The sequence below is a fragment of the Vibrio splendidus 12E03 genome, assembly GCF_000272105.2.
Lineage (GTDB): Bacteria > Pseudomonadota > Gammaproteobacteria > Enterobacterales > Vibrionaceae > Vibrio > Vibrio splendidus_I.
The window spans coordinates 1-23,549 of sequence record NZ_AJZD02000008.1 but is presented as its reverse complement, the minus strand read 5'-3'; the positions used below and the strand labels follow the sequence as shown (position 1 = coordinate 23,549).

At 45.8% G+C, this 23,549-nt stretch carries 20 protein-coding genes and 1 pseudogene; 13 read left to right on the top strand and 8 right to left on the bottom strand.

Annotation, left to right across the window (positions count from 1 at the left end; all coding sequences use genetic code 11):
• Positions 1 to 33: 33 nt before the first annotated feature.
• The 3 genes from A142_RS00970 to argE form a co-directional block, all read right to left on the bottom strand.
• A complete protein-coding gene (locus A142_RS00970; RefSeq protein ID WP_017061141.1) occupies positions 34 to 573 on the bottom strand; it encodes a PadR family transcriptional regulator in 540 nt (179 codons plus the stop codon).
• Between the two features lie 373 nt (positions 574 to 946).
• Entirely contained in the window at positions 947 to 3,583 is a 2,637-nt protein-coding gene (gene ppc / locus A142_RS00965) for a phosphoenolpyruvate carboxylase (protein ID WP_019821404.1), read from the bottom strand.
• A gap of 252 nt (positions 3,584 to 3,835) precedes the next feature.
• Positions 3,836 to 4,972, bottom strand: a complete 1,137-nt coding sequence (gene argE / locus A142_RS00960; RefSeq protein ID WP_019821402.1) for an acetylornithine deacetylase — start codon at positions 4,970 to 4,972, stop codon at positions 3,836 to 3,838.
• Positions 4,973 to 5,125: 153 nt separating this feature from the next.
• Between argE and argC the strand changes: the two genes are divergently transcribed.
• From argC to argH, 4 genes are all read left to right on the top strand, one after another.
• Positions 5,126 to 6,130, top strand: a complete 1,005-nt coding sequence (gene argC, locus A142_RS00955) for an N-acetyl-gamma-glutamyl-phosphate reductase (RefSeq protein WP_019821400.1) — start codon at positions 5,126 to 5,128, stop codon at positions 6,128 to 6,130.
• Positions 6,131 to 6,142: 12 nt separating this feature from the next.
• Positions 6,143 to 6,931 carry an acetylglutamate kinase gene (argB, locus tag A142_RS00950; RefSeq protein WP_017061138.1) on the top strand — a complete coding sequence of 263 codons (789 nt, stop codon included), beginning with the start codon at positions 6,143 to 6,145 and terminating at the stop codon, positions 6,929 to 6,931.
• A gap of 113 nt (positions 6,932 to 7,044) precedes the next feature.
• Positions 7,045 to 8,256 carry an argininosuccinate synthase gene (locus A142_RS00945; protein ID WP_017061137.1) on the top strand — a complete coding sequence of 404 codons (1,212 nt, stop codon included), beginning with the start codon at positions 7,045 to 7,047 and terminating at the stop codon, positions 8,254 to 8,256.
• Between the two features lie 347 nt (positions 8,257 to 8,603).
• Positions 8,604 to 10,478 (top strand): argininosuccinate lyase, encoded by a 1,875-nt coding sequence (argH, locus tag A142_RS00940; RefSeq protein ID WP_019821398.1) that lies wholly within the window; start codon positions 8,604 to 8,606, stop codon positions 10,476 to 10,478.
• Between the two features lie 243 nt (positions 10,479 to 10,721).
• Here argH and A142_RS00935 read toward each other — a convergent pair whose 3' ends face one another.
• On the bottom strand, positions 10,722 to 10,970 hold the full coding sequence (locus tag A142_RS00935; protein ID WP_029405376.1) for a DUF3624 domain-containing protein: 249 nt from the start codon (positions 10,968 to 10,970) through the stop codon (positions 10,722 to 10,724).
• Positions 10,971 to 11,057: 87 nt separating this feature from the next.
• Here A142_RS00935 and A142_RS00930 point away from each other — a divergent pair, with 87 nt between their 5' ends.
• Entirely contained in the window at positions 11,058 to 11,405 is a 348-nt protein-coding gene (locus A142_RS00930) for a RidA family protein (RefSeq protein ID WP_004729674.1), read from the top strand.
• A 243-nt stretch (positions 11,406 to 11,648) separates the two neighbouring features.
• Here A142_RS00930 and A142_RS00925 read toward each other — a convergent pair whose 3' ends face one another.
• From A142_RS00925 to A142_RS25350, 3 genes are all read right to left on the bottom strand, one after another.
• Positions 11,649 to 13,115 carry a dihydrolipoyl dehydrogenase gene (locus A142_RS00925; RefSeq protein WP_019821393.1) on the bottom strand — a complete coding sequence of 489 codons (1,467 nt, stop codon included), beginning with the start codon at positions 13,113 to 13,115 and terminating at the stop codon, positions 11,649 to 11,651.
• 278 nt (positions 13,116 to 13,393) lie between these two features.
• Entirely contained in the window at positions 13,394 to 14,122 is a 729-nt protein-coding gene (locus A142_RS00920; RefSeq protein WP_004729672.1) for a glutathione peroxidase, read from the bottom strand.
• Positions 14,123 to 14,165: 43 nt separating this feature from the next.
• Complete coding sequence (locus A142_RS25350) at positions 14,166 to 14,345, bottom strand: hypothetical protein (protein ID WP_054548220.1); 180 nt, start codon at positions 14,343 to 14,345, stop codon at positions 14,166 to 14,168.
• Between A142_RS25350 and oxyR the strand changes: the two genes are divergently transcribed.
• Positions 14,344 to 15,237, top strand: a complete 894-nt coding sequence (gene oxyR, locus A142_RS00915) for a DNA-binding transcriptional regulator OxyR (protein ID WP_019821390.1) — start codon at positions 14,344 to 14,346, stop codon at positions 15,235 to 15,237. The genes A142_RS25350 and oxyR overlap by 2 nt on opposite strands.
• Before the next feature lie 112 nt (positions 15,238 to 15,349).
• On the opposite strand, the gene A142_RS00910 is transcribed toward oxyR, so the two are convergent.
• Positions 15,350 to 17,911 (bottom strand): penicillin-binding protein 1A, encoded by a 2,562-nt coding sequence (locus tag A142_RS00910; RefSeq protein WP_019350879.1) that lies wholly within the window; start codon positions 17,909 to 17,911, stop codon positions 15,350 to 15,352.
• 151 nt (positions 17,912 to 18,062) lie between these two features.
• Here A142_RS00910 and pilM point away from each other — a divergent pair, with 151 nt between their 5' ends.
• From pilM to A142_RS00875, 7 genes and pseudogenes are all read left to right on the top strand, one after another.
• A complete protein-coding gene (pilM, locus tag A142_RS00905) occupies positions 18,063 to 19,088 on the top strand; it encodes a type IV pilus assembly protein PilM (protein WP_029405375.1) in 1,026 nt (341 codons plus the stop codon).
• A complete protein-coding gene (locus A142_RS00900) occupies positions 19,072 to 19,671 on the top strand; it encodes a PilN domain-containing protein (protein WP_019821387.1) in 600 nt (199 codons plus the stop codon). The genes pilM and A142_RS00900 overlap by 17 nt, the downstream gene beginning before the upstream one ends.
• On the top strand, positions 19,664 to 20,275 hold the full coding sequence (locus A142_RS00895) for a type 4a pilus biogenesis protein PilO (protein ID WP_019821386.1): 612 nt from the start codon (positions 19,664 to 19,666) through the stop codon (positions 20,273 to 20,275). The genes A142_RS00900 and A142_RS00895 overlap by 8 nt, the downstream gene beginning before the upstream one ends.
• Positions 20,262 to 20,780, top strand: coding sequence for a pilus assembly protein PilP (locus A142_RS00890; protein WP_029405374.1), 519 nt, complete (start codon positions 20,262 to 20,264; stop codon positions 20,778 to 20,780). Before A142_RS00895 ends, A142_RS00890 begins: the two co-directional genes overlap by 14 nt.
• A 35-nt stretch (positions 20,781 to 20,815) precedes the next feature.
• Positions 20,816 to 22,534 (top strand): type IV pilus secretin PilQ, encoded by a 1,719-nt coding sequence (locus A142_RS00885; protein ID WP_019821384.1) that lies wholly within the window; start codon positions 20,816 to 20,818, stop codon positions 22,532 to 22,534.
• Positions 22,535 to 22,710: 176 nt separating this feature from the next.
• Complete coding sequence (gene aroK, locus A142_RS00880; RefSeq protein ID WP_017061125.1) at positions 22,711 to 23,229, top strand: shikimate kinase AroK; 519 nt, start codon at positions 22,711 to 22,713, stop codon at positions 23,227 to 23,229.
• 25 nt (positions 23,230 to 23,254) lie between these two features.
• Positions 23,255 to 23,549 (top strand): annotated as a pseudogene (locus A142_RS00875) (3-dehydroquinate synthase); the annotation flags it as partial.

Genomic DNA, 23,549 nt, shown 5'->3' with positions numbered 1-23,549 from the left:
TTCTAGCTTCTAGCTTCTAGCTTCTAGCTTAACTTAAGCAAGAGCGCCAAGTTCAAGCAGTACTTCTTCAGCCCATACAATCCATGCTTCACGGATAAGTAGGTTACGACGAAGAGTAAGACGCTCAAGGCGTGCTTGCTTGTCTAGAGTTGATGGCGTTGCGTAGTAAGCCGCTTCGATTTCACGGTAGTGAGAAACCAGTTTGCGAGACTCTTCTACTAGCTCAGCAAGTTGTACACGGTAAGCGTCAGAAGGTTGTACAGCGCAAGCCATTAGCTTAGCTGAGAACTCGTCACGAACGGTTGGGTGTGCAGTTGGTTGTTCAAACCATTCACCTAGCGCGCCACGGCCAGCATCAGTGATAGAGTAAACTTTACGATCAGGTTTGCCTTCTTGAGGCTCAAGCACGCAAGTTACCTGGTCGTTCTGAGCCATTTTATTTAGCTCGCGGTAAACTTGTTGGTGGCTAGCTTTCCAGAAGTAACCAATGCTTGCGGAGAATTCTTTTGTGATATCGTAACCAGTAGCATCGCGTGTACTTAAAACGGTTAGAATTACGTGTGGTAATGACATGTCTGAAATCCAAATGGTAAACAGTAAACAAATACTTAAACAACAAGTGTGCTTCTAATGGCACGTTATATTGGTTATGTCTAAGTAGCACCAACTCATCGGTTGGTTATGTCACCTTACAAAGCCGTTTATCACCTAGGTTGACCAGTTTATTGGTCAAATTGCTGCAGATTATTTTTTTGGAGTGTTTCCGCAGCGGAGCAGTAGTATATCTAAATAATAAGCATAAAGTAGAATACATGGACAAAATAACCCAAAAAACTCACAAAATACTCACTAGTGGTTATTTTGCAAAATAAAAAGGTCGCGCGTGGCGACCTTTTGTTCTTTTTTTAGTTATAAATGCTGAATCGGTTATAGTAGGAATCACTAATTAACCAGTGTTTCGCATACCTGCTGCAATACCTGCAATCGTCACCATTAGCGCTTCTTCTAGCTCTGCTGGTGGCGTTTCACACTTACGAGTACGGTACAGCAGTTCTGCTTGAAGCATGTTTAGTGGCTCAACGTAGATGTTACGTAAGCGAATTGACTCAAGCCCCCAAGGGTCGCTCTGCATCAAATTCTCGTTATTTTCTACATTCAGTACCGCTTTGATGTCTTTTTGTAGCTGTTCACGCAGTAACTCACCCAGAGGCAATAGCTCTTCGTCAACAAGACGTTGATCGTAGTACTTCGCAATTTCCATGTTGCACTTCGAGTACACCATTTCCAACATACCCAGACGAGTTGAGAAGAATGGCCATTCACGACACATCTCTTCCAGTAGCGCTTGATGGCCTTGGTCTACAGAGTATTGAATGGCTTCACCAGCACCTAGCCATGCAGGAAGTACCAAACGGTTTTGGCTCCAAGAGAAGATCCATGGAATTGCACGTAGGCTTTCTACGCCGCCATTCGGGTTACGTTTTGCAGGGCGAGAACCAAGAGGCAGTTTACCTAGCTCCAGTTCAGGCGTCGCTTGACGGAAGTAAGGTACGAATTTCTCTTCACCACGAACCACGTTACGGTAAGCCTCACAAGAGACTTGAGACAGCACTTCCATTAGGTCGCGCCACTCTTGTTTTGGCTCTGGTGGCGGCAGAAGGTTCGCTTCTAGAATCGCACTTGCGTAAAGGTTAAAGCTGTTTACAGCAACGTCTGGTAAACCAAGCTTAAAGCGGATCATTTCGCCTTGCTCAGTTACACGTAAACCGCCTTTCAAGCTCTTAGGTGGCTGAGAAAGAAGAGCAGCGTGCGCTGGCGCACCACCACGACCAACCGTACCGCCACGACCGTGGAATAGAGTCAGTTCAATGCCTTCTTCGTCGCAAACCTTAACCAGTTTGTCCATCGCATCGTATTGAGCCCAGCCTGCAGACATTACGCCCGCATCTTTCGCTGAGTCAGAGTATCCGATCATCACCATTTGGTGGTTCTGGATAAAGCCACGGTACAAGTCGATGCTCATTAGCTGCTTCATTACTGCTTCTGAGTTGTTCAAGTCGTCTAGCGTTTCGAACAGCGGACACACGTCCATGCGGTACGGACAACCACATTCTTGCAGTAGCAAGTGAACAGCCAGCACATCCGATGCGGTACGAGCCATAGAAATTACGTAAGCACCGAAGGCTTCACGAGGTTGAGCAGCAATAACCTTACAGGTGTCTAAAACCTCTTTAACCTGTTCAGATGGCTCCCAATCGCGAGGAAGTAGTGGGCGTTTAGAGCTTAATTCATTGGTTAAGAAAGCAATCTTGTCTTGCTCGCTCCATTGGTCGTAATCACCAATGCCTAAGTAGCGAGTCAGTTCAGACAGTACATCTGAGTGACGAGTGCTTTCTTGACGAACATCGAGACGAACTAGGTGTACACCGAATGCTTTTAGGCGGCGCAAGGTATCAAGTAGAGAACCGTCTGCGATTACGCCCATGCCACATTCGTGCAGCGATTGGTAACACGCGTACAGCGGTGTCCAAAGTTGCTCTATGTTCTGTAGTGTTTCTTTCTTCGGTACTTCAGCATCATGCAGTTTTGCATCGAGCACTTCTAGCGTGTTGTTCAGCAGAGTGCGTAGGTTCTTCAGGATTGCACGGTAAGCTTCGTGCTCATCACCTGCTAGCTCACGAACCGCATCATTACACTTAGTCATCGACAGTTCGGTAATCAGCTCGTTTACGTCACCTAGGTAAAGGTCAGCGGCTTTCCAGCGAGATAGGCGCAGCACTTCTTTGGTGATGGTGTGCGTTACGAATGGGTTACCATCGCGGTCGCCGCCCATCCAAGATGAGAAGTGTACCGGGCGCGCATCAATTGGCAGGCCTTCACCAAGGTAGCCTTTTAGTCGCCCGTCCATTTCACGTAGGAAATCTGGTACCGCTTCCCAAAGTGAGTTTTCAACAACCGCAAAGCCCCATTTCGCTTCATCAAGTGGCGTAGGGCGTTGCTGACGAATCACATCTGAGTGCCAACCTTGAGCGATAAGTTGCTCTAGGCGACGTTCGGTTTTCACGCGCTCTTTGTGTGATAGGTCGCTTAATTCTAATTTAGACAGACACTCGTTGATCTTAACCAGCTTGTTGATCATGGTGCGACGAGTGATTTCTGTTGGGTGTGCAGTCAAAACGAGTTCAATGTTCAGGTCGCGAACGGCTTGAGCTGCGTCTAGCTTGCTGATGTCGTTTTGGTTTAATTTGGAAAATAGAGACTGCAGCACGTCTGGTTCACAAACATGCTCCTCACAGTGGCGAGAGATGGTGTGGTATTGCTCTGCCATGTTGGTGAGGTTGAGAAATTGGTTAAATGCACGAGCAACAGGAGTGAGTTGTTCGTTCGGCAGGTTTTTGATTTCTTCAACTAGGCTGTCACGGTCAGCTTTGTTGCCTGCGCGGGCGGATTTGGAAAGTTTACGGATAGTCTCCACTTTCTCTAAGATAACGTCACCATGTGCATCTTGGATTGTGTTACCTAGCAAGCGTCCCAGCATGCTTACGTTACTCTTGAGAGCGGCGTATTTCTCGTTCATTGTCATCCTGCCTCGTAAAAAAATTACATCCATTGTTCCTTGTTAAGTACACAATCTAGCGAAAAGTGCTGTATCTAGTCAAATAAAGCATTCTAAGTTTGCAATTATTAGTTTTCGAAATGCGGGAGAAGTAAATTTCCCAATAGTTCGGAATTAAAGTGAAATTTAATTACAAGATCAGGCTGTGTCTGGGATAACAGAATAAAAGCCACCTTTTCGGGTAGCTTTTATACGAAAATATTGGAAGAAAAGTAATAACTAGAAACAATATTTACGGATCGACTTACTCAGAACATCAATCGTTGGATCGATAAAATCGAAGCTTAGGAACTCATCTGGTTGGTGAGCTTGGTCGATTGAGCCCGGCCCCAGCACTAAGGTTGGGCAAAGTTCTTGAAGGAAAGGTGCCTCAGTGCAGTAGTTGACTGTTTGTGATTCAATCTCACAAACGGATTCCATGCCACCGATAAATGGATGGTCGTGTTGGCACTCGTAACCAGGGATAGGTTCATGCAGAGGTGTAATCTCAATTCTGCCCGGCCATTTTGCTTCTACTTCTTTGAGTGCGCTGCGCAGCATGTTATCCAAGCCATCTAGGCTGATACCTGGCAAAGGACGCACATCGTAGTGCAGCTCACAGCAACCACAGATACGGTTCGCGCTGTCGCCACCGTGAATATGACCAAGGTTTAGAGTGGGGCTTGGAATTGCAAAACCCGGGTGGTGATACTCTTTGACTAGCTTGTCACGCAGCTGCATTAAAGCGAACAAAACTTCATGCATGATCTCGATTGCGTTGACACCTAATGCAGGATCAGAAGAGTGACCTGATTTACCCGTTACTCGCACAGCATTAGCAACATGGCCTTTATGACCACGAATTGGCACTAGGCTGGTTGGCTCACCAATAATGCAGTAATCCGGTTTAAACGGTGCATTTTCAGTGAAATGACGCGCACCCAGCATGGTGGTCTCTTCGTCACAGGTTGCCAATACATATAGCGGCTTGGTCTGTTTGCTCCAATCCATCTTCTTTGCCGCTTCATAAACGAAAGCGAAAAAGCCTTTCATGTCGGCTGTGCCTAATCCATAGAAGCGATTGTTGTGTTCTGTTAGTGCGTGAGGGTCGAAGTTCCAACGTCCTTCATCGAATGGCACTGTGTCGCTGTGTCCTGCGAGTAGCAAGCCACCTTCGCCCGATCCCATCTTAGCGACCATATTATGCTTGCCGGGCTCGACTTCCACGACTTCAACGTTAAAGCCTACGTCTTTAAACCATTGAGCCATTTTTTCGATCACTTTCTCGTTGCCATGATCCCAGCTTGGATCGGTCGAGCTAATAGAGTCTGTGGAAATTAGGCCTTTGTAGACCTCAAGAAAACTCGGTAATTGCATAATAACTTCACTTCTACTATTGACAGGAAAACCATAAGTCGGTAAAACACATATTAAATCATATTTAATGCATAAGAAATCAAATAAAGCTAAAAATTAAGTATGAATAGTCAAATTTGAAATGTAACTTACCTCAGAAATGGATGTGTTGAGATGTTGAAAACCACGATCATTGGCGCAAGCGGCTACACAGGAGCAGAACTGGCTCTAATGATAAACAGACACCCTGAGCTCACGCTATCAGGTTTATATGTCTCAGCCAATAGTGTAGACGCAGGTAAACCTATTGCAGCACTGCACGGTAAGTTAACTGGCTTGATTGATATGCCAGTACAACCTTTAGCAAATCCGGAAGAAGTAGCTAAACAGTCTGATGTGATTTTTTTAGCAACGGCACACGAAGTCAGTCACGACCTAGCGCCAATCTTTCTAGAGAACGATTGCCAAGTTTTCGACCTATCGGGTGCATTCAGAGTTAAAGGCGAAAACTTCTATCAAGAGTTTTATGGTTTTGAACATCAACACGAACAATGGCTAGACAAAGCGGCTTACGGTTTAGCGGAATGGAACGAACAAGAAATTAAAGAAGCTCAGCTTGTTGCGGTAGCGGGTTGTTACCCAACCGCATCACAACTGGCGATTAAACCTTTGGTTGAGGCCAAGTTACTTGATGCAAACCAATGGCCAGTGATTAACGCGACTAGCGGTGTGACTGGTGCAGGCCGCAAGGCGACGATGGTTAACAGCTTCTGCGAAGTAAGCCTGCAAGCTTATGGCGTATTCAATCATCGTCATCAACCTGAAATGGCTGCACATTTAGGATGTGATGTGATTTTCACTCCGCACCTCGGCAACTTTAAGCGCGGTATTTTGGCGACCATCACCATGAAATTGGCTGAAGGCGTGACAGAACAACAGATACAAGATGCCTTTGAGCAAGCTTACCAAGGTAAACCTGCAGTGAGACTACTCGAAGAGACACTGCCAAGAATTCAAGATGTAGAACAGACACCTTTCTGCGACTTAGGTTGGAAGGTTCAAGGTCAACACATCATCGTTGTTTCAGCGATTGATAACTTATTAAAGGGTGCATCTAGCCAAGCGATGCAGTGTTTAAATTTACGTTATGGTTTTGCGCCATTAACTGCGTTAGTGTAAGGAAATCTAGATATGAGCCTTAATAATCAACCATTAATCATAAAGTTAGGTGGCGCAGCGCTATCTTGTGGTGAAACACTTAGCAAGTTATTTGGTGCTATCTCTGCTTACCAACAACAGGCACAACGACCAATCGTGATTGTTCACGGTGGCGGTTACCTTGTTGATGATTTGATGAATAAGTTGAACCTAGAAACCGTTAAGAAAGAAGGGCTACGTGTTACTCCTTATGATCAGATCCCTGTGATCGCTGGTGCACTAGCGGGCACGGCCAACAAACTACTTCAAGGTCAGGCAATTAAAGATGGTATCAATGCCGTTGGTTTAAGCCTAGCAGACGGTGGTTTATGCAAAGTGAGCGAACTAAACCCTGAACTGGGCGCGGTAGGAAAAGCGGAGCCGGGCGACTCAACCGTTCTGCAAGCGATTCTTAATGCGGGCGCACTGCCAATCATTAGCTCAATTGGTCTAACTGAACAAGGCCAACTGATGAACGTCAATGCCGACCAAGCTGCGGTTGCCGTTGCTGGTGCACTTGATGCTGAACTGGTTCTTCTTTCTGATGTAAGTGGTGTGTTGGATGGCAAAGGCCACCTGATTCCAAGCCTTAATCAACAGCAAGCTGATGACCTTATTACAGGCAAAGTGATTACCGACGGCATGATCGTTAAGGTTCAAGCTGCACTAGAAGCCGCTAACGACCTTGGTCGACCAATCGAAGTTGCCACTTGGCGATACCCAGAAAAGCTAACACAACTGTTTTCAGGTAAAAGCATAGGAACACAGTTTTTACCTCAGTAGGCCTCACAACGAGTCACTACTTAAAGAATTTAGACAAATTAAATAAACATATAATTATGAAGTCATTTCCAACGCTGACCGCCATGTGCAGTATGGAAACTAGGAGAAAGAAAATGAGCAAAGTTAACGTAAAGAAAGTTGTAGTAGCCTACTCTGGCGGTCTAGACACATCAGTAATCATTCCATGGTTGAAAGAGAACTATGACTGTGAAGTGGTTGCATTTGTTGCGGATGTTGGTCAAGGCGACGAAGAGTTGATTGGTATCGAAGAGAAAGCAAAAGCTTCTGGTGCATCTGAGTGTTACATTGCAGACCTTAAAGAAGAGATGGTTGCTGACTACATCTACCCAACGCTGAAAACGGGCGCTTACTACGAAGGTAAATACCTACTAGGTACTTCGATGGCGCGTCCAATCATCGCGAAAGCACAGGTTGAAGTCGCACGTAAAGTAGGTGCAGACGCACTGTGTCATGGTTGTACTGGTAAAGGTAACGACCAAGTTCGTTTTGAAGGCGCATTTGCTGCACTAGCACCAGACCTACACGTAATTGCACCATGGCGTGAATGGGATCTAGTGAGCCGTGAAGAGTGCCTAGATTACCTAGCTGAGCGTAACATCCCTTGTACGGCTTCTCTTACTAAGATTTACTCGCGTGATGCAAACGCATGGCACATCTCAACAGAAGGCGGCGTTCTTGAAAACACATGGAATGCACCTAACGAAGATTGCTGGGCTTGGACTGTAGACCCAGAGCAAGCGCCAAACGAATCTGAAACAGTGACGCTTAAAGTTGAAAAAGGCGAAGTGGTTGCGGTTGATGGCGAAACAATGACGCCATACAACGCACTGGTTTACCTAAACGAGAAGGGTGCTAAGCACGGTGTTGGTCGTATCGATATCGTAGAGAACCGTCTTGTTGGCATGAAGTCTCGTGGTTGTTACGAAACTCCGGGTGGCACAATTATGATGGAAGCACTGCGTGCAGTAGAGCAACTGGTTCTTGATAAAGCGGCATTCGAATTCCGTGAAGAGCTCGGTGTTAAGGCTTCTCACCTTGTATACGATGGTCGTTGGTTCACTCCGCTATGTAAGTCAATTCTTGCTGCGACAGAAGAGCTAGCACAAGACGTGAATGGTGAAGTGGTTATCAAACTTTACAAAGGCCATGCAACGGTGACTCAGAAGCGTTCTGACAACAGCCTGTACTCAGAAGAGTTTGCAACCTTTGGTGAAGATGAAGTTTACGACCAAAGTCATGCTGAAGGCTTCATTCGTCTTTACTCGCTATCAAGCCGTATCCGTGCTCTGAATAGCCAAAAGTAATCCTAACAATGAGTTAGTGAACTAGCCTTTAGCGAAAGGTTGAAGGTCAGTAAACAGACATTATTATGCAAAGCCCATTCACTATTGATTAGTGAGTGGGCTTTTTACTTTCTATTTGCCTAATAAATCAGCTTCGGTTTTTCCTATCGGATGGCATATAATTCGCGATCCACGCTAAAAATAATCAATGGATTGAGCTGTTGGTGAATAAATATGTGAAAATAATGAATTAATACTTTATTTTCATTTTGAATTGCCGTAAGTTTAAACCATCAGAAAAATACTGAATCTTAATCAGAATTATCATTTGCAAAAACAGTGAGCACTGTGCAATTAGGAGATACACAATGGCATTATGGGGCGGTAGATTTACCCAAGCAGCAGACACCCGGTTCAAAGATTTTAACGATTCTCTTCGTTTTGATTACCGATTGGCTGAGCAAGACATTGTGGGCTCAATTGCCTGGTCTAAAGCTCTACTGTCGGTCAACGTATTAACAGAAGAAGAGCAACAGAAGCTTGAGTTAGCGCTGAATGAGCTAAAACTTGAGGTGATGGAAGATCCTGAACAGATTCTACGTTCTGATGCAGAAGATATTCACAGCTGGGTTGAGCAGCAACTTATCGGCAAAGTCGGTGACTTGGGCAAAAAACTTCACACTGGCCGTTCTCGTAACGACCAAGTGGCGACCGACCTGAAACTATGGTGTCGTCAACAAGGTAACCAGCTGCTATTGGCATTGGATCGCCTACAAAGCCAAATGGTGAACGTTGCTTCTCAGCATCAAGAAACCGTGCTTCCTGGCTACACTCACTTACAACGTGCTCAGCCGGTAACTTTTGCTCACTGGTGCTTGGCTTACGTTGAAATGCTTGAGCGTGATTATTCTCGTTTGAATGATGCGATTAAGCGTCTAGATACATGTCCGCTGGGTTCTGGTGCCCTTGCAGGAACTGCTTACCCGATGGACCGTGAAGAGTTAGCTCACAACTTAGGTTTCCGTCGTGCAACACGCAACTCTCTAGATTCAGTCTCTGACCGTGATCATGTGATGGAGCTGATGTCGATTGCATCTATCTCTATGCTTCACCTTTCACGTCTTGCAGAAGATATGATTTTCTATAACTCAGGTGAATCGAACTTCATCGAGTTAGCGGATACTGTGACGTCAGGTTCATCTCTGATGCCACAAAAGAAAAACCCTGATGCGCTCGAACTTATCCGTGGCAAAACTGGCCGTGTTTATGGTTCATTAGCCGCAATGATGATGACAGTGAAAGCCCTGCCTTTGGCGTACAACAAAGACATGCAAGAAGATAAAGAAGGTCTGTTCGACGCTTTAGACACTTGGAATGATTGTATGGAAATGGCTGCTCTTTGTTTTGACGGCATTAAAGTGAACGGCGAACGTACACTTGAAGCAGCGAAACAAGGCTACGCGAACTCAACTGAGCTGGCTGATTACCTAGTAGCGAAAGGCATTCCTTTCCGTGAAGCTCACCATATTGTTGGTGTGACGGTAGTGGCGGCGATTGCTAAAGGCTGTGCATTAGAAGAGTTAACCATCGCAGAGATGAAAGAGTTCTCTGAGGTGATTGAAGAGGATGTGTATGACATTCTGACCATTGAATCGTGTCTTGAAAAGCGTAGCGCGCTAGGCGGTGTATCACCACAGCAAGTGGCTTACGCGGTTGACCAAGCTGAGAAGCGTTTATCACAGCGTGACACTTCCATCGTGAAGGTTCGTCCTGCTCGTCTGACGGATATTGAAGCGTTGGAAGGCATGGTGGCCTACTGGGCGAACATGGGTGAAAACCTACCTCGTTCTCGTAATGAACTGGTGCGTGATATTGGCTCGTTTGCTGTCGCAGAACATCATGGTGAGGTGACAGGTTGCGCCTCACTCTATGTGTATGATTCTGGTTTAGCGGAAATTCGCTCGCTCGGTGTTGAGGCTGGATGGCAAGGTCAAGGGCAGGGTACCGCGATTGTGCAGCACTTGGTTGATAAAGCACGACAAATGGCCATTAAGAAGGTGTTTGTACTGACTCGTACTCCAGAGTTCTTTATGAAGCATGACTTCTTACCGACATCAAAATCTCTGCTGCCTGAGAAGGTGCTGAAAGATTGTGACCAGTGCCCTCGTCAACACGCGTGTGATGAAGTGGCCTTGGAAGTGAACTTGGTAGAGCAGATCATCGCTAAGGTTAATGTTGCATAAAGCATTGATTTTATAGCCCCTAAAAAAAAGATCAAAAAATTGATCTTTTTTGGGAACAAATTAAGAAAAGTCCGGTCTATTAAAGTACCACTGCTTTTTCTTAGAATTTTCTAAGAAAGCCCTAGAATCGATTGGTTCTGGGGCTTTTTTCTATCTGCTGTTTGGGAAATGATGATGGCTTGCTAAGTCGGGTCATTTTATTGGGTATCTAGCCTTTATCACTTATCTAGCAAAGTCTCTCTGTTAACGCTTTTTGTTCCTTAAAGGCAGCACCACAAACTTCATTATCCAATGCAACGACAGCAAACCACTGAATGCGAAAGCAGCCATCATCAAAGCGATGGCATTGATGGTTTTTGGGTCTTCTTTGAAAAACAACCACCATACTCCCCAACTTAAAATCGACAACACCATCAGCTGATTCATACAGCGCTGGCAGCGGCCGAGTTTGTTACGGATTTTTTCACTTTTATTGCAATGAATGCATGTCATCTTGGGTTTGATTCGCGTTATGCTTGTTGCCTTGATAATAACACGTCACAAGATATTGGATCACGGTGACACAGAGAGAGAAAGTCGATGATTGAGCGCCAAGAAACCAAACAACGCATGAGCCGTATTGTTAAACACAACGGCACTATCTACCTATGTGGCCAAGTGTGTGCTGATGCAACAAAAGACATCACTGAGCAAACACAAACTATGCTGGATAAAGTGGAAGCCCTACTTGAGCAAGCGGGTAGCGACAAAGAACACATGCTGTCAGCAACGATTTACTTGAAAGACATGAAAGACTTCCAAGAAATGAATGCAGTTTGGGATGCATGGGTTCCAGAAGGTCACGCTCCAGCTCGCGCATGTGTGACGGGTGACATGGCTCGCGAAGCGTTACTTGTTGAGATCTCTGTGATTGCTGCTGAGAAGTAATCGCGAAGTCTATAGCGATAAGTAATGGCTTCAAGAGATTCCAGATACATCGTTCCTCGATTCTGGAATGACGAGTTTGGACTTCGACTTAATTGTGTATCACAAAGCGTCGTCATTCCCGGTAGCGACGAAGGAGCGTGGTCGGGAATCTATTATTTGCTCGTTGCCAAAAACAAAAAGGAAAGCCAATGGCTTTCCTTTTTAGTATCTAGCGTTTGCTAACTACTTAACAATATTCCGAGGTTAACAACCCGGGCCACAATCTAGACAGTGTTTCACCATCTCTGGACCAAGGTGCAGTTTCGCATTTAGGTCACGTAGCGCTGTTCGTACACCTTCTTCAATTACTGGATGGTAAAACGGCATATCCAACATTTCAGAAACCGTCATCTTTTTCTGGTGTGCCCATGCGAGTAAGTGAGCCAAATGTTCTGCGTTTGGTCCCATCATCTCAGCACCAAGGAAACGGCCTGTACCTTGCTCGCCGTAAACGTGCAGAATACCTTTGTTGCGTAGCATCACTCGTGAACGACCTTGGTTCTCGAAAGACACTTCACCTGTTGCGAAACAGCCACAGGTGCCTAAGCGGGTTATGATCTCTTTGTATGTTTCACCCACCATCGCGATTTGTGGGTCAGAGAATACCGCAGAGATTTTAGAGCGGCGTAAGCCTGCGCGAATCTCAGGGAAGCGACCTGCATTATCACCCGCGATACGTGCTTGGTCTGCTGCTTCATGCAGTAGAGGCAGTTGGTTGCTTGCATCTCCGGCAATAAATACTGATGGCAGTGATGTTTGTAGCGTGTAGTGGTCGGCAATTGGAACACCACGCTCATCAAGCTCAAGAGAGGTATTCTCTAGGCCAAGCTTATCAGTGTTAGGACGACGGCCTGTTGCTGCCAGTACGTATTCAACGACGTTAGTTTCTAGTTCACCTTGCTTATTGATGAACTGGATTTCGACGCGATCTTCACCTGATTCTGTGGTAATGCGCTTCATGCTTTCGATTTTCACGTCAGCATCAAGGTAGAACTCTTCATTGAAGGCTTTATCTGCATACGCCATGATTTCTGGGTCGGTTACTGGGCCAACTTGACCCCCCAAACCGAACAGTTTGGTCTTCACACCTAAGCGATGCAGTGACTGACCAAGCTCAAGACCAATCACACCAGGGCCAAATACTGCGACTGATTCCGGTAAATCATCCCAGCTGAACACGTCGTCGTTAATGATCAGGCGGTCACCAAGCTCATTCCAAACTGCAGGGTATGCAGGGCGAGAGCCGGTCGCGATAACAATACGCTTAGCGGTGACAACCGTGTGGTCATCGATTTGTAGCGTGTTGTCGTCTAAGAACTTTGCGTAGCCAGAGATCTTGTCTTGCTCTGGGATTTCATCAACACCTTCTAAAACAAAACCAACAAAACGGTCACGTTCAAACTTCACTCGGTCCATCACTTCACGGCCGTTAATCACGATATCACCTTGTGGGTGAACGCCAAAAGCAGGAGCTTTCTCGATTTGGTGTACGCTTTCAGCTGCTGCAATAAGCAGTTTAGATGGCATACAACCAACACGAGCACAGGTTGTACCGTAAGGGCCGCCTTCAATCATCACGACACTGTCAGTGTGTGCTTTTGCAGCGCGGTAAGAACCTAGACCTGCTGTACCGCCCCCGATAACTGCTACATCTACATTGACTTGTTTCATAATAATTTTCTCGCAATGGCTAAATTTAGTGTGAACGAACCCCTCCAACTCTGGTGGTTTTTTGAGAGTCAGGATTGCGGGTCAGTTTTGTGATTCTGTTTTATTAGGTTTAGCTTGTGACTCTTAGGTTTGCGAGCTACGAGCTATATTCTTTTCCAAAGCTCAGATAAGAGTGGTTTGGAATAGCTAACCCACAAAAAGGTGAGTTAGCTGGTATTACTAAGCTATTTAATTACTTAGGTTATTTAATCACTAAGCGTTTATTAGCGACTAAGTGATTAACCTAGGAAAGTTTCTAGTTCTTCGCTGCCACCGATGTGTTTGCCACCGATGAATACTTGAGGAACGGTAGTGCGACCCGAGATTGCACGTAGGCTTACTGTTGTTGCGTCTTTACCTAGAACCACTTCTTCGTAGTTTAGACCTTTGTCGATTAGGTTCTGTTTTGCTTTCATACAGAAAGGACAGCCTGGCTTAGTGAATACTGTGATTGACTCTTGCTCTTTGTGTTCAGGAGCAAGGTAGTTAAGCATAGTATCAGCATCAGAAACCTTGAACGGGTCGCCTGGTACGTCTTCTTCGATGAACATTTTTTCTACCACGCCGTTTTTAACCAGCATGCTGTAGCGCCATGAACGTTTGCCAAAGCCGATGTCGTTTTTCTCAACTAGCATACCCATGCCGTCTGTGAAGTCGCCGTTGCCATCTGGGATGAATGTGATTTTTTCAGCTTCTTGGTCTGCTTTCCATGCGTTCATTACGAACGTGTCGTTTACAGAAACACAAAGGATGTCATCAACGCCGTTTTCTTTGAATACAGAGTGCAGCTCGTTGTAACGAGGTAGGTGGCTTGACGAACATGTTGGAGTAAACGCACCTGGTAGGCTGAATACGATAACTGTCTTGTCTTTGAATAGCTCTTCCGTCGTTACGTTAACCCATGCATCACCTTGGCGAGTTGGGAATGTTACTTGAGGGATTGATTGACCTTCTTTAGATGCAAACATATTGATTTCCTTAAATAGTATTTTAATTTTGTTCTATCAGAGCTTAACGTTTTTCTGTGCTCTGTTTCGTTTCGTTGAGCCCATTATTAGATAAATCCTTTGATAGCTCTAATCGTTTGATGTTATGGTTTTGATAGGTAAATTCTATCAAGAGCATTTTTCTTTTAAATGTTTCTATTAAAACCCTTGTTCTTATTAAAACCTGAGGTAAGAGACTGAGCATGAACATTCGTGACTTTGAATACTTGGTGGCGCTCGCTGAGCACAAACATTTTCGAAAAGCAGCAGAAGCGTGCTTTGTAAGTCAGCCGACATTGAGCGGTCAAATACGCAAACTGGAAGATGAAATTGGACTTCAGTTAACCGAGCGTAGCCCAAGGAAGGTAATATTTACAGAATCAGGTTTACAACTTGTTGAGCAAGCCAAGCGCATTCTCAACGAGGTAAAGACTTTTAAAGATATGGCAAGTGGACACGGTGAAGCGATGACGGGGCCGATGCATATTGGTTTTATCCCGACTGTTGGCCCGTACATTTTGCCTAAGATCATTCCTTATCTAAAAGAGAGTTTCCCCGATCTTGAGCTTTACCTGCACGAAGCGCAGACACATCAGTTAGTGAGCCAGTTAGAAGATGGCAAACTTGATTGCTTGGTGCTGGCTGCGGTAGATGAAACGGCGGCGTTCAAAGAGATTGATGTCTATGACGAGCCATTAAGCGTTGCCGTACCGTGTGATCATGAATGGGCACAGCAGGATGCTGTCGATATGCTGCAGTTAAATGGACAAACCGTACTTGCACTGGGCGATGGTCATTGCTTACGAGACCAAGCCTTGGGCTTCTGTTTTGCTGCGGGTGCAAAAGATGATGAACGCTTTAAAGCGACCAGCTTAGAAACGCTGCGTAACATGGTAGCGGCAGGGGCGGGTATTACCTTGTTACCTCAGTTATCGGTTCCAAAGGAAAAACAGAAAGATGGCGTGTGTTACGTGCCAGCGGTGAATCCAACACCTTCACGTCGCATTGTTGTTGCCTACCGACCGGGCTCTCCGCTAAAGGGGCGTTTTGAGCAACTGGCTGAGGCTATCCGAACTCAATTGGAAAAAGCGGCTTAGCACTCGAGTTTAGAGTTGAGTTCGTTCAGATGTAGATATAAAAAAAGGGTTGATATGAATTCATATCAACCCTTTTTTGTTGGTTCATCTTACTAGGTTCAACAAACCCTAGCTAGAATAGCTCTTCTACTGCTTCGCCTGATGACGTTGAGTAGATGTCATCATTGAAACGTTCAGTGATGTACTCAGTTGGCTCTGTGCCTTTCTCGAAGTACTCGAACATCGATGAGCTATCGAACTTGTTAGTCAGTAAGCCAGTTTCACGGTCGATACGAACACGAACGATGTTCTCCGGAATCTCTTTACGTTCAGCAGGAACGCCCGCTAACGCAGTACCCATGAAATCAACCCATGCAGGTTCTGCTGTTTTAGCGCCCGCTTCGGCACCGGTAATTTGGCTCTTGCCAAGGTTAGAGTTCGCTTTAGTTCGACCTAGGTTACGGTTGTGGTTATCAAAACCAACCCATACCGTTGCCACCATGCCAGGGCCGTAGCCGCTGTACCATGTATCTTTCGAGTCATTGGTTGTACCGGTTTTACCGCCAATGTCACGACGCTTCAACGGCTGAGCTCGCCAACCTGTACCATTCCAACCTGTGCCAGCACTCCAGTCACCGCCGCCCCAGATGTTGCTGTACATCATTTCGCGAACAAGGAATGCGTTTTGCTCAGAGATGACTTGAGGCGCGTATTGCACTTTGGCATCCACATCTTGCTCTGCAAACTCATCGGCCATTGGGTCTGTGGCAACCTTATGATCGCAATTGTCCTTACAAACCACTTTTGGTGTTGCTTCGAATTCAGTCTCACCAAATGGCGTTTCAATGCGGCTGATGTAGAAAGGTTCAACGTAGTAGCCGCCATTAGCGAATACTGAGTAACCTTGAGCTACCTTCATTGGCGTTAAGCTACCCGCACCTAGAGCAATGGTTTCAGAGCGAGGTACTTCGTCAATATCAAAACCAAAACGAGTTAGGTAGTTACGAGTATCATCTAAGCCAACTTCACGCAGCACACGCACAGCCATTACGTTTTTAGATTGAGCTAAGCCAATACGTAAACGCGTAGGACCCACGTAGGTCGGTGGTGAGTTCTTTGGTCGCCATGCGGTACCTTGGCTCTTATCCCATTGATTGATAGGTGCATCGTTGATCAGTGATGCCAACGTTAGGCCTTTATCAATGGCCGCTGAGTAGATAAATGGTTTGATACCAGAACCCACCTGACGAATAGATTGCGTCGCACGGTTGAATTTGTTGTGAACAAAGTTAAAGCCACCCACCATCGACAATACTGCGCCGTTGTTCGGGTTCATTGCAACAAAGGCAGTATTCGCATTGGGTACTTGGCTTAGTCGCCATTCAACAGGTGTTTCTGACTTCGCCTCTGCTGACTCTTCTGTCGGTTCTTCAGATACTTCGTCTCCTGTAATTGCTTCATGGCGAACCCAAACTTGCTCACCAACAGCAAGAATCTCTTTCGCTTGAGAGGGTGCTGGTCCTTGGCGATTATCCGTTAGGAATTTACGTGCCCAGTTCATGCCTTGCCACTCAATAGTGCCTTCGCCTTGGTTTTTAACCCAAACTTGAGCGCTTTTTGAATCAACCGCGGTAACAACAGCAGGGACTAAGTCACCATAGGTTGGTTGAGACTTAAGGTGTTTAACGATTTGTTCCTGATCCCAAGCTGATTGAGCCGTCTGCCACAATACTTTTTCTGCACCACGGTAGCCGTGACGCTCATCGTAGCCAAGTAGGTTCTTAATCGCCGCTTGGTTCGCTGCTTTTTGCAGTTTCGAATCAACGGTCGTGTAAACCTTCATGCCTGATGTATAAGCAGCTTCGCCATAGCGTTCAACCATCCACGCACGTGCTACTTCAGCAACATACGGCGCGCTCAGTTCAATCTCTGCACCGTGGTATTTCGATATCAATGTCTCGCTACGAGCTTCATCGAACTCTGCTTGAGTGATGTATTTCTCGTCTAACATACGACGTAATACCACGTTACGACGGTGAGTCGCGCGTTCAATCGAATAGATAGGGTTCATCGTGGACGGTGCTTTTGGCATACCCGCCAGCGTAGCAATTTCACTCAGGGTAAGCTCAGGGAGATCCTTTCCGAAATAAACACGCGCAGCCGCGCCAAAACCGTACGAGCGGTGACCAAGGAAGATCTTATTTACATAAAGCTCCATGATCTCTTCTTTGCTAAGCAGTTGCTCGATATGGATCGCAATGAAGATCTCTTTGATCTTACGCATGATCTTTTTCTCATTAGATAAGAAGAAGTTACGCGCAAGCTGCTGAGTAATGGTACTCGCCCCTTGTTTGGCTGACCCCGACATCGCAACGACGAGCGCTGCACGGGTGATACCGATTGGGTCAATACCTGGGTGTTCGTAAAAACGGCTATCTTCGGTGGCAATCAGAGCTTCAACTAAGTGGCGAGGGATCTCGTCATAAGTCACTGGGTTACGACGCTTTTCGCCAAATTGAGAGATCAACTTACCGTCTTGACTGAAGACTTGCATTGGCGTTTGGAGCTTCACGTCACGCAAAGTGGCAACATCAGGCAACTCTGGTTTTACGTAATAATAAAACCCAAAAATTGTACTGACTCCAAGAATCATGCAAATCAATGTAAATATGAATAATCGCTTTATGAACTTCACCGGATAATCCCTGATTAGTTAAGGCTGATAAGCAGCAAACCCTTGTACTCTAGGCTAAAAACTTAGCTTTCGTTTATTAACGCTTATTTAACTAATAATCACAACCCCTAGATAATCAACGAAATGCTTGGCACTTCAGGAGCTAGGTCACATGGGTTCATCATTAATTACAGGCATAGATATAAATCATCACAGCATCAAAGCTGTGGTACTAAAACCCGTGGGGGAGTTGTATGCCCTAGTGGGATACAAAGAGCTGCCGATTTCGGACGACATTTTTACAGCTAACCATACTTTGGAGTATCAGAAAACTGTTAAGAAACTTAAAGAACTTAGGAAAGGTCTGCCTTTTGGCTGTTGCAACGTCGCCATTTCAGTACCTGATAACACGGTGATCAGCAAAGTACTGCAAATAGAGAGTGAGTTAGAAGACAGAGAAAAAGAGTTTTCGATCTATCAAACCTTTGCTCATCAATCTCCCTTTCCGATAGAGGAGCTGAGTTTAGATTTTGTAAAGCTAGAAGACAAACGATTTGGTAAAGGTTCGACAAGCAGTTACCAGGTATACGCCACACGTAAAGAAGTGGTGGATAGCCGAGCGGATGCTTTGACCAAAGCAGGGTTTAAACCTGTGGTGGTAGACACGCAGGCGCATGGACTGCTTAACATCTGGCAAATGGCATCGCGCCTATACCCCGAAAAGAAAAACTGGCTGCTGGTGGATGTGGGTATCGACCAAACGTCTCTAGGCCTTATTCCACAAGGTTTGGCACCGTTTTATAAAGATATCGCTTTTGGTACCAAAGATCTTCGCAGCAATGGTGCTGCAAGTGATATCGAGAGTGTGTTCGCCACCACTGAAGATACACATCAATTTATTGTTAATTTGATTGAGAAGCTCAAGCGTCAATTACAGCTCTATTCATCAGGAAATGCACAGCAACCTATCTCTGGGATCTGGCTGATGGGCGAGGGCGCCAGCATTCCTATGGTAACCGAAGAGCTAGGACGTCAATTTCAGTTGAGTTGCGAGTCTCTGAATCCTTTGTCTCTATTTGAGAATAAGGTGGCGAAGCGACGTCGATTACCAACGAACTGGCAACATTTTGGTATTGCGGCGGGTATGGCGATGAGTGGACTCAAGTGGCAGGGAGAAAAGCATGTTGCATCAAATTAATCTGCTGCCGTGGCGTGATGATATTCGCGCTCAGCACAAAAAGCGTTTTGTTCATTTAGTTATTCTTGGCGTCATGTTTGCGCTTGGTGGGCAATGGGCGGTCGGTAACTACTTTTATGACCAACAAGCCATGCAGCAAGCGCGCCTCAATTATCTTAATCAATACATCGCTGAGCTCGACCGACAAATTCAGTCATTAAAAGTCGCCGAACAAGAGCACAAAGCCATTCTCACTCGACTTGATGTGGTGGAGTCTTTGCAGCTTGGCCGCAACAAAACCACCGACTTCATGAACCTGATGCCAGAGCTGATTCCTGAGGGCGTATATGTCGACAAGATAAAGATGAATGGTCAGGAGATTGAGATGTCGGGCATCAGTGACAGTACCGCTCGTCTTGCGACTATGTTGGACAACTTAGAGCGCTCAGATTCCCTGGAAGGGGTCGAGATGCACTCTATCGTTCATAACCGCAAGCGCTTCAATAAAGAATTTCAGACCTTCAAGGTCTCTTTTGTGTTTAGCCCTGTCTCTTTAGAAAACACAACCGCGAGCAGAAAAGAGAAGGAGACGCACCATGGCTAACCTTCAAAATAGAATGAGCTTGCAAGATCTCGATGTTGATGAGATCACCGAGTGGCCATTGCTGCCTCAGCTTCTCGTGATTCTGGTGTTGATAGTGTTGATCCAAGGTGTAGGCACTTGGCTTTATGTGTTGCCACTCGACGATGAACTGCAACAGATGAAGCAACAAGAACAAACCTTAAAGACGACCTTGCGAATTAAGGCCAATAAGGTTGCAGCATTACCTAAATTGCAGAGTCAGCTGGATGAACTAACCAGTCGCTACGATTACCTGTTAGAGCAGCTGCCCGTGCAAAAAGAACTGGCCAGTATGTTGGCGTCTGTGAATGAACTCGGCTTGGATAATTCGCTGACCTTTACTCGAATCGATTGGGGGCAAAAGCAGAATAAGGAGTTCCTCTATCGATTGCCTCTCAATATTGAGCTGACAGGTGATTATCACGAGATAGGTGATTTTTCTGCTGCCATCGCCAAGCTGCCGCGCATTATCAGCTTTGATGATGTGAATTGGCAGCGAGTCAGCCAAGAAAGCAGCACGCTGCACTTTAGGGTTCGAGCTTATACCTACCAGTTTAAACCGGAGGTCAATGATGAAACCCAATAGCGCGTTTTTCTCAATCGTATTGATGCTTGCGTTGTCAGGCTGCAAAGCTAATCAAGACTCACTGCAAGACTTTGTCGCACAGGTTGAAGCCAAGGCGAGAAAAGACGTCGAGCAACTTGTCCCAGCAACTGAATTCACGGCGGCGACTTATCAGCGACGCGCATTTCGTCCTCCCTTTGAACTGCCTAAAGAAGCCATTGTGCAAAACCAACCCTTGGTCAAGAAAGACTGTTGGCAACCCAGCGCCCGTTCTCGTAATGGCAAGTTAGAGAAGTACCCGCTGAGTAAGCTTCGTTTAAGAGGCGTGATGGGCAGTGGATCAAGCGTGTTCGGCTTAGTGCAAACACCCAAAGGCAACGTGGTAAACGTCAAGAAAGGCCAGTTTATCGGCTTAAACAATGGCCGAGTTACTAAGGTGACGAGCCAGTATGTTCAGATTAATGAAACTCTTCCAGATGGCTTAGGTTGTTGGCATAAGCGCAACGTTAGGCTGGCTCTGAAGTAAACCAATGTCACATGATGTGGATATGAGATGTAAATATGATTAAAGGAATAAGTGGATTAGTGAGCAAGGCTCTACAAGGTTTTGCTGTGTCTGTGATGTTGGTTGTTAGCGTGCTCAGCCATGCCGAGAGCTTACCGAACAAATTAGAGAATATTGATTTTAGGGTGAACAAGGATAAAGACGCGGTCATCATCATTGAACTGGCGACCAGCACCGCTGTGGTGGATGTTCAACGTGCTCAGGAAGGGTTAAGTATCGAGTTAATCAATACTCAAGTTGATGATGACAAGCTTTACCTGCTGGATGTGAAGGATTTCGCTACCTTGGTTGAAGGCATTGAAGTCTACAAAGAGACACCAAGCACTCGGCTTCTAGCGACGATTAGCAATGACTATCAGTATGAATACAACCTAAAGGGGCGCTTTATTGAGGTGGTGATCAGCAAGCCGGTTATCGATGACGCGACCAAAGAAAAAAGCGTTCTAGAGAAAGAGGGCAAGCTGATATCGATTAACTTCCAGGATATCCCAGTACGAAATGTCCTGCAGCTGATTGCCGACTACAACGACTTCAATCTCGTGGTGTCTGATTCGGTAGCCGGAAACCTGACGTTACGATTAGATGGCGTACCTTGGCAGCAAGTTCTCGACATTATCTTGCAAGTTAAAGGCTTGGATAAGCGTGTTGATGGCAATGTTATCTTGGTCGCGCCGAAAGCGGAGCTCGACCTTCGAGAGCAACAAGCGTTAGAAAAATCTCGCTTAGAAGAGGAGTTAGGGGAGCTTAAATCGGAAATCATCAAGATTAATTTTGCAAAAGCCACCGACATTGCTGACATGATTGGCGGTGAAGGTGCGGTGAGCATGTTGTCCGATCGCGGCTCAATTACCATTGATGAGAGAACCAACTCACTGCTGATTCGTGAATTGGAAGAGAATATAGCGGTGATCAGAGGCATCATTGAGTCGTTAGACATCCCCGTAAAACAAGTACAGATAGAGGCGCGTATTGTTACTGTTACCGAGGGTAACCTAGATGAGCTTGGCGTGCGCTGGGGCGTTTCTTCAACCAACGGGAGCTTCACCGTTGGCGGTTCAATCGAAGGTAACCACCCATCAGCGATTACGCCGTATGACGACGATAGCGGCAGCAGCGTGATTGATCACTATCTCAACGTCAATTTAGGGGCAACATCGCCGAACGCCTCGAGTATTGCGTTTCAGGTGGCCAAGCTGGGTTCAGATACCTTACTCGATCTGGAACTGTCGGCACTGCAACAAGAGTCGAAAGCTGAAATCATTTCCAGCCCACGCTTAATCACCACCAATAAAAAGCCGGCTTATATTGAGCAAGGTACTGAAATTCCTTACTTAGAGTCATCTTCAAGTGGCGCTACGTCGGTTGCGTTTAAGAAAGCCGTGTTGAGTCTTAAGGTGACACCGCAGATCACACCCGACAATCGTTTGGTATTGGATTTGAGCGTGACTCAAGATAGGCCAGGGCAAGTGGTAAAAACCGGAACCGGTGAAGCAGTCGCAATTGACACGCAAAGGATAGGGACGCAAGTGCTTGTTAATAATGGTGAAACGGTCGTGCTTGGTGGGATATTTCAGCACAGCGTGAGCAGTACAGTGGATAAAGTTCCTCTGTTGGGAGACCTGCCAGTTTTGGGTGCATTGTTCCGTCGGAGCTATGAAAATGTGGGTAAAAGTGAACTACTTATTTTTGTCACACCTAAAGTTGTGATTCAGTAATGAACAATTAGATTAAAAATAAAGTTGCATTAGTGGCACCTAACCTTGATAATTTCGGGTCTTATCACGAATTATCTGTGAGGAATCGGTGCCACGGGCCTTTTAATTTCAGTACTTGTACTGACCTACCTTGTGGCGATGTCATTGAATTAACGTTGTAAATTACTGCTAAAAACATGGCTGAGAAACGCAATATTTTTCTTGTTGGCCCAATGGGCGCCGGCAAAAGTACAATTGGTAGACACCTAGCTTCCCAACTTCATATGGAGTTTCTAGACTCTGACACTGTGATCGAAGAGCGCACTGGCGCAGACATCGCATGGGTTTTTGATGTTGAGGGCGAAGAAGGTTTCCGTAAGCGCGAAGAATCTGTAATCAATGATCTGACAGAAGAACAAGGTATTGTTCTTGCGACAGGTGGTGGTTCAGTGTTGAGCAAAGAAAACCGTAACCGTCTATCTGCACGAGGCATTGTTGTATACCTAGAGACAACAATTGAAAAGCAACTTGCTCGCACTAACCGCGACAAGAAACGCCCTCTACTTCAAACAGACAACCCGCGTGATGTGCTAGAAGATCTAGCTGTATCTCGCAACGCACTATACGAAGAAGTGGCGGACTACACAGTTCGTACTGACGACCAAAGTGCAAAAGTGGTAGCCAACCAGATCGTAAAAATGCTAGAAGAACGTTAAGTTCATTTTTTCGGAGAGCAAACCCATGGAACGGATTACGGTCAATCTAGCTGAGCGTAGCTACCCTATCTCTATTGGCGCCGGGTTATTTGAAGACCCGGCGTACCTTTCTTTTTTATCAGGTAAGCAGAAAGTTGTTGTTATCAGTAATGTGACAGTAGCGCCTCTTTATGCTGATAAAATTTTATCGCTATTGGATCAAGTCGGCTGTCAGACATCTCTTCTCGAGCTGCCAGACGGTGAACAGTACAAAACCCTTGAAACGTTCAATTCAGTGATGAGCTACATGCTTGAAGGAAATTACAGCCGCGATGTGGTGG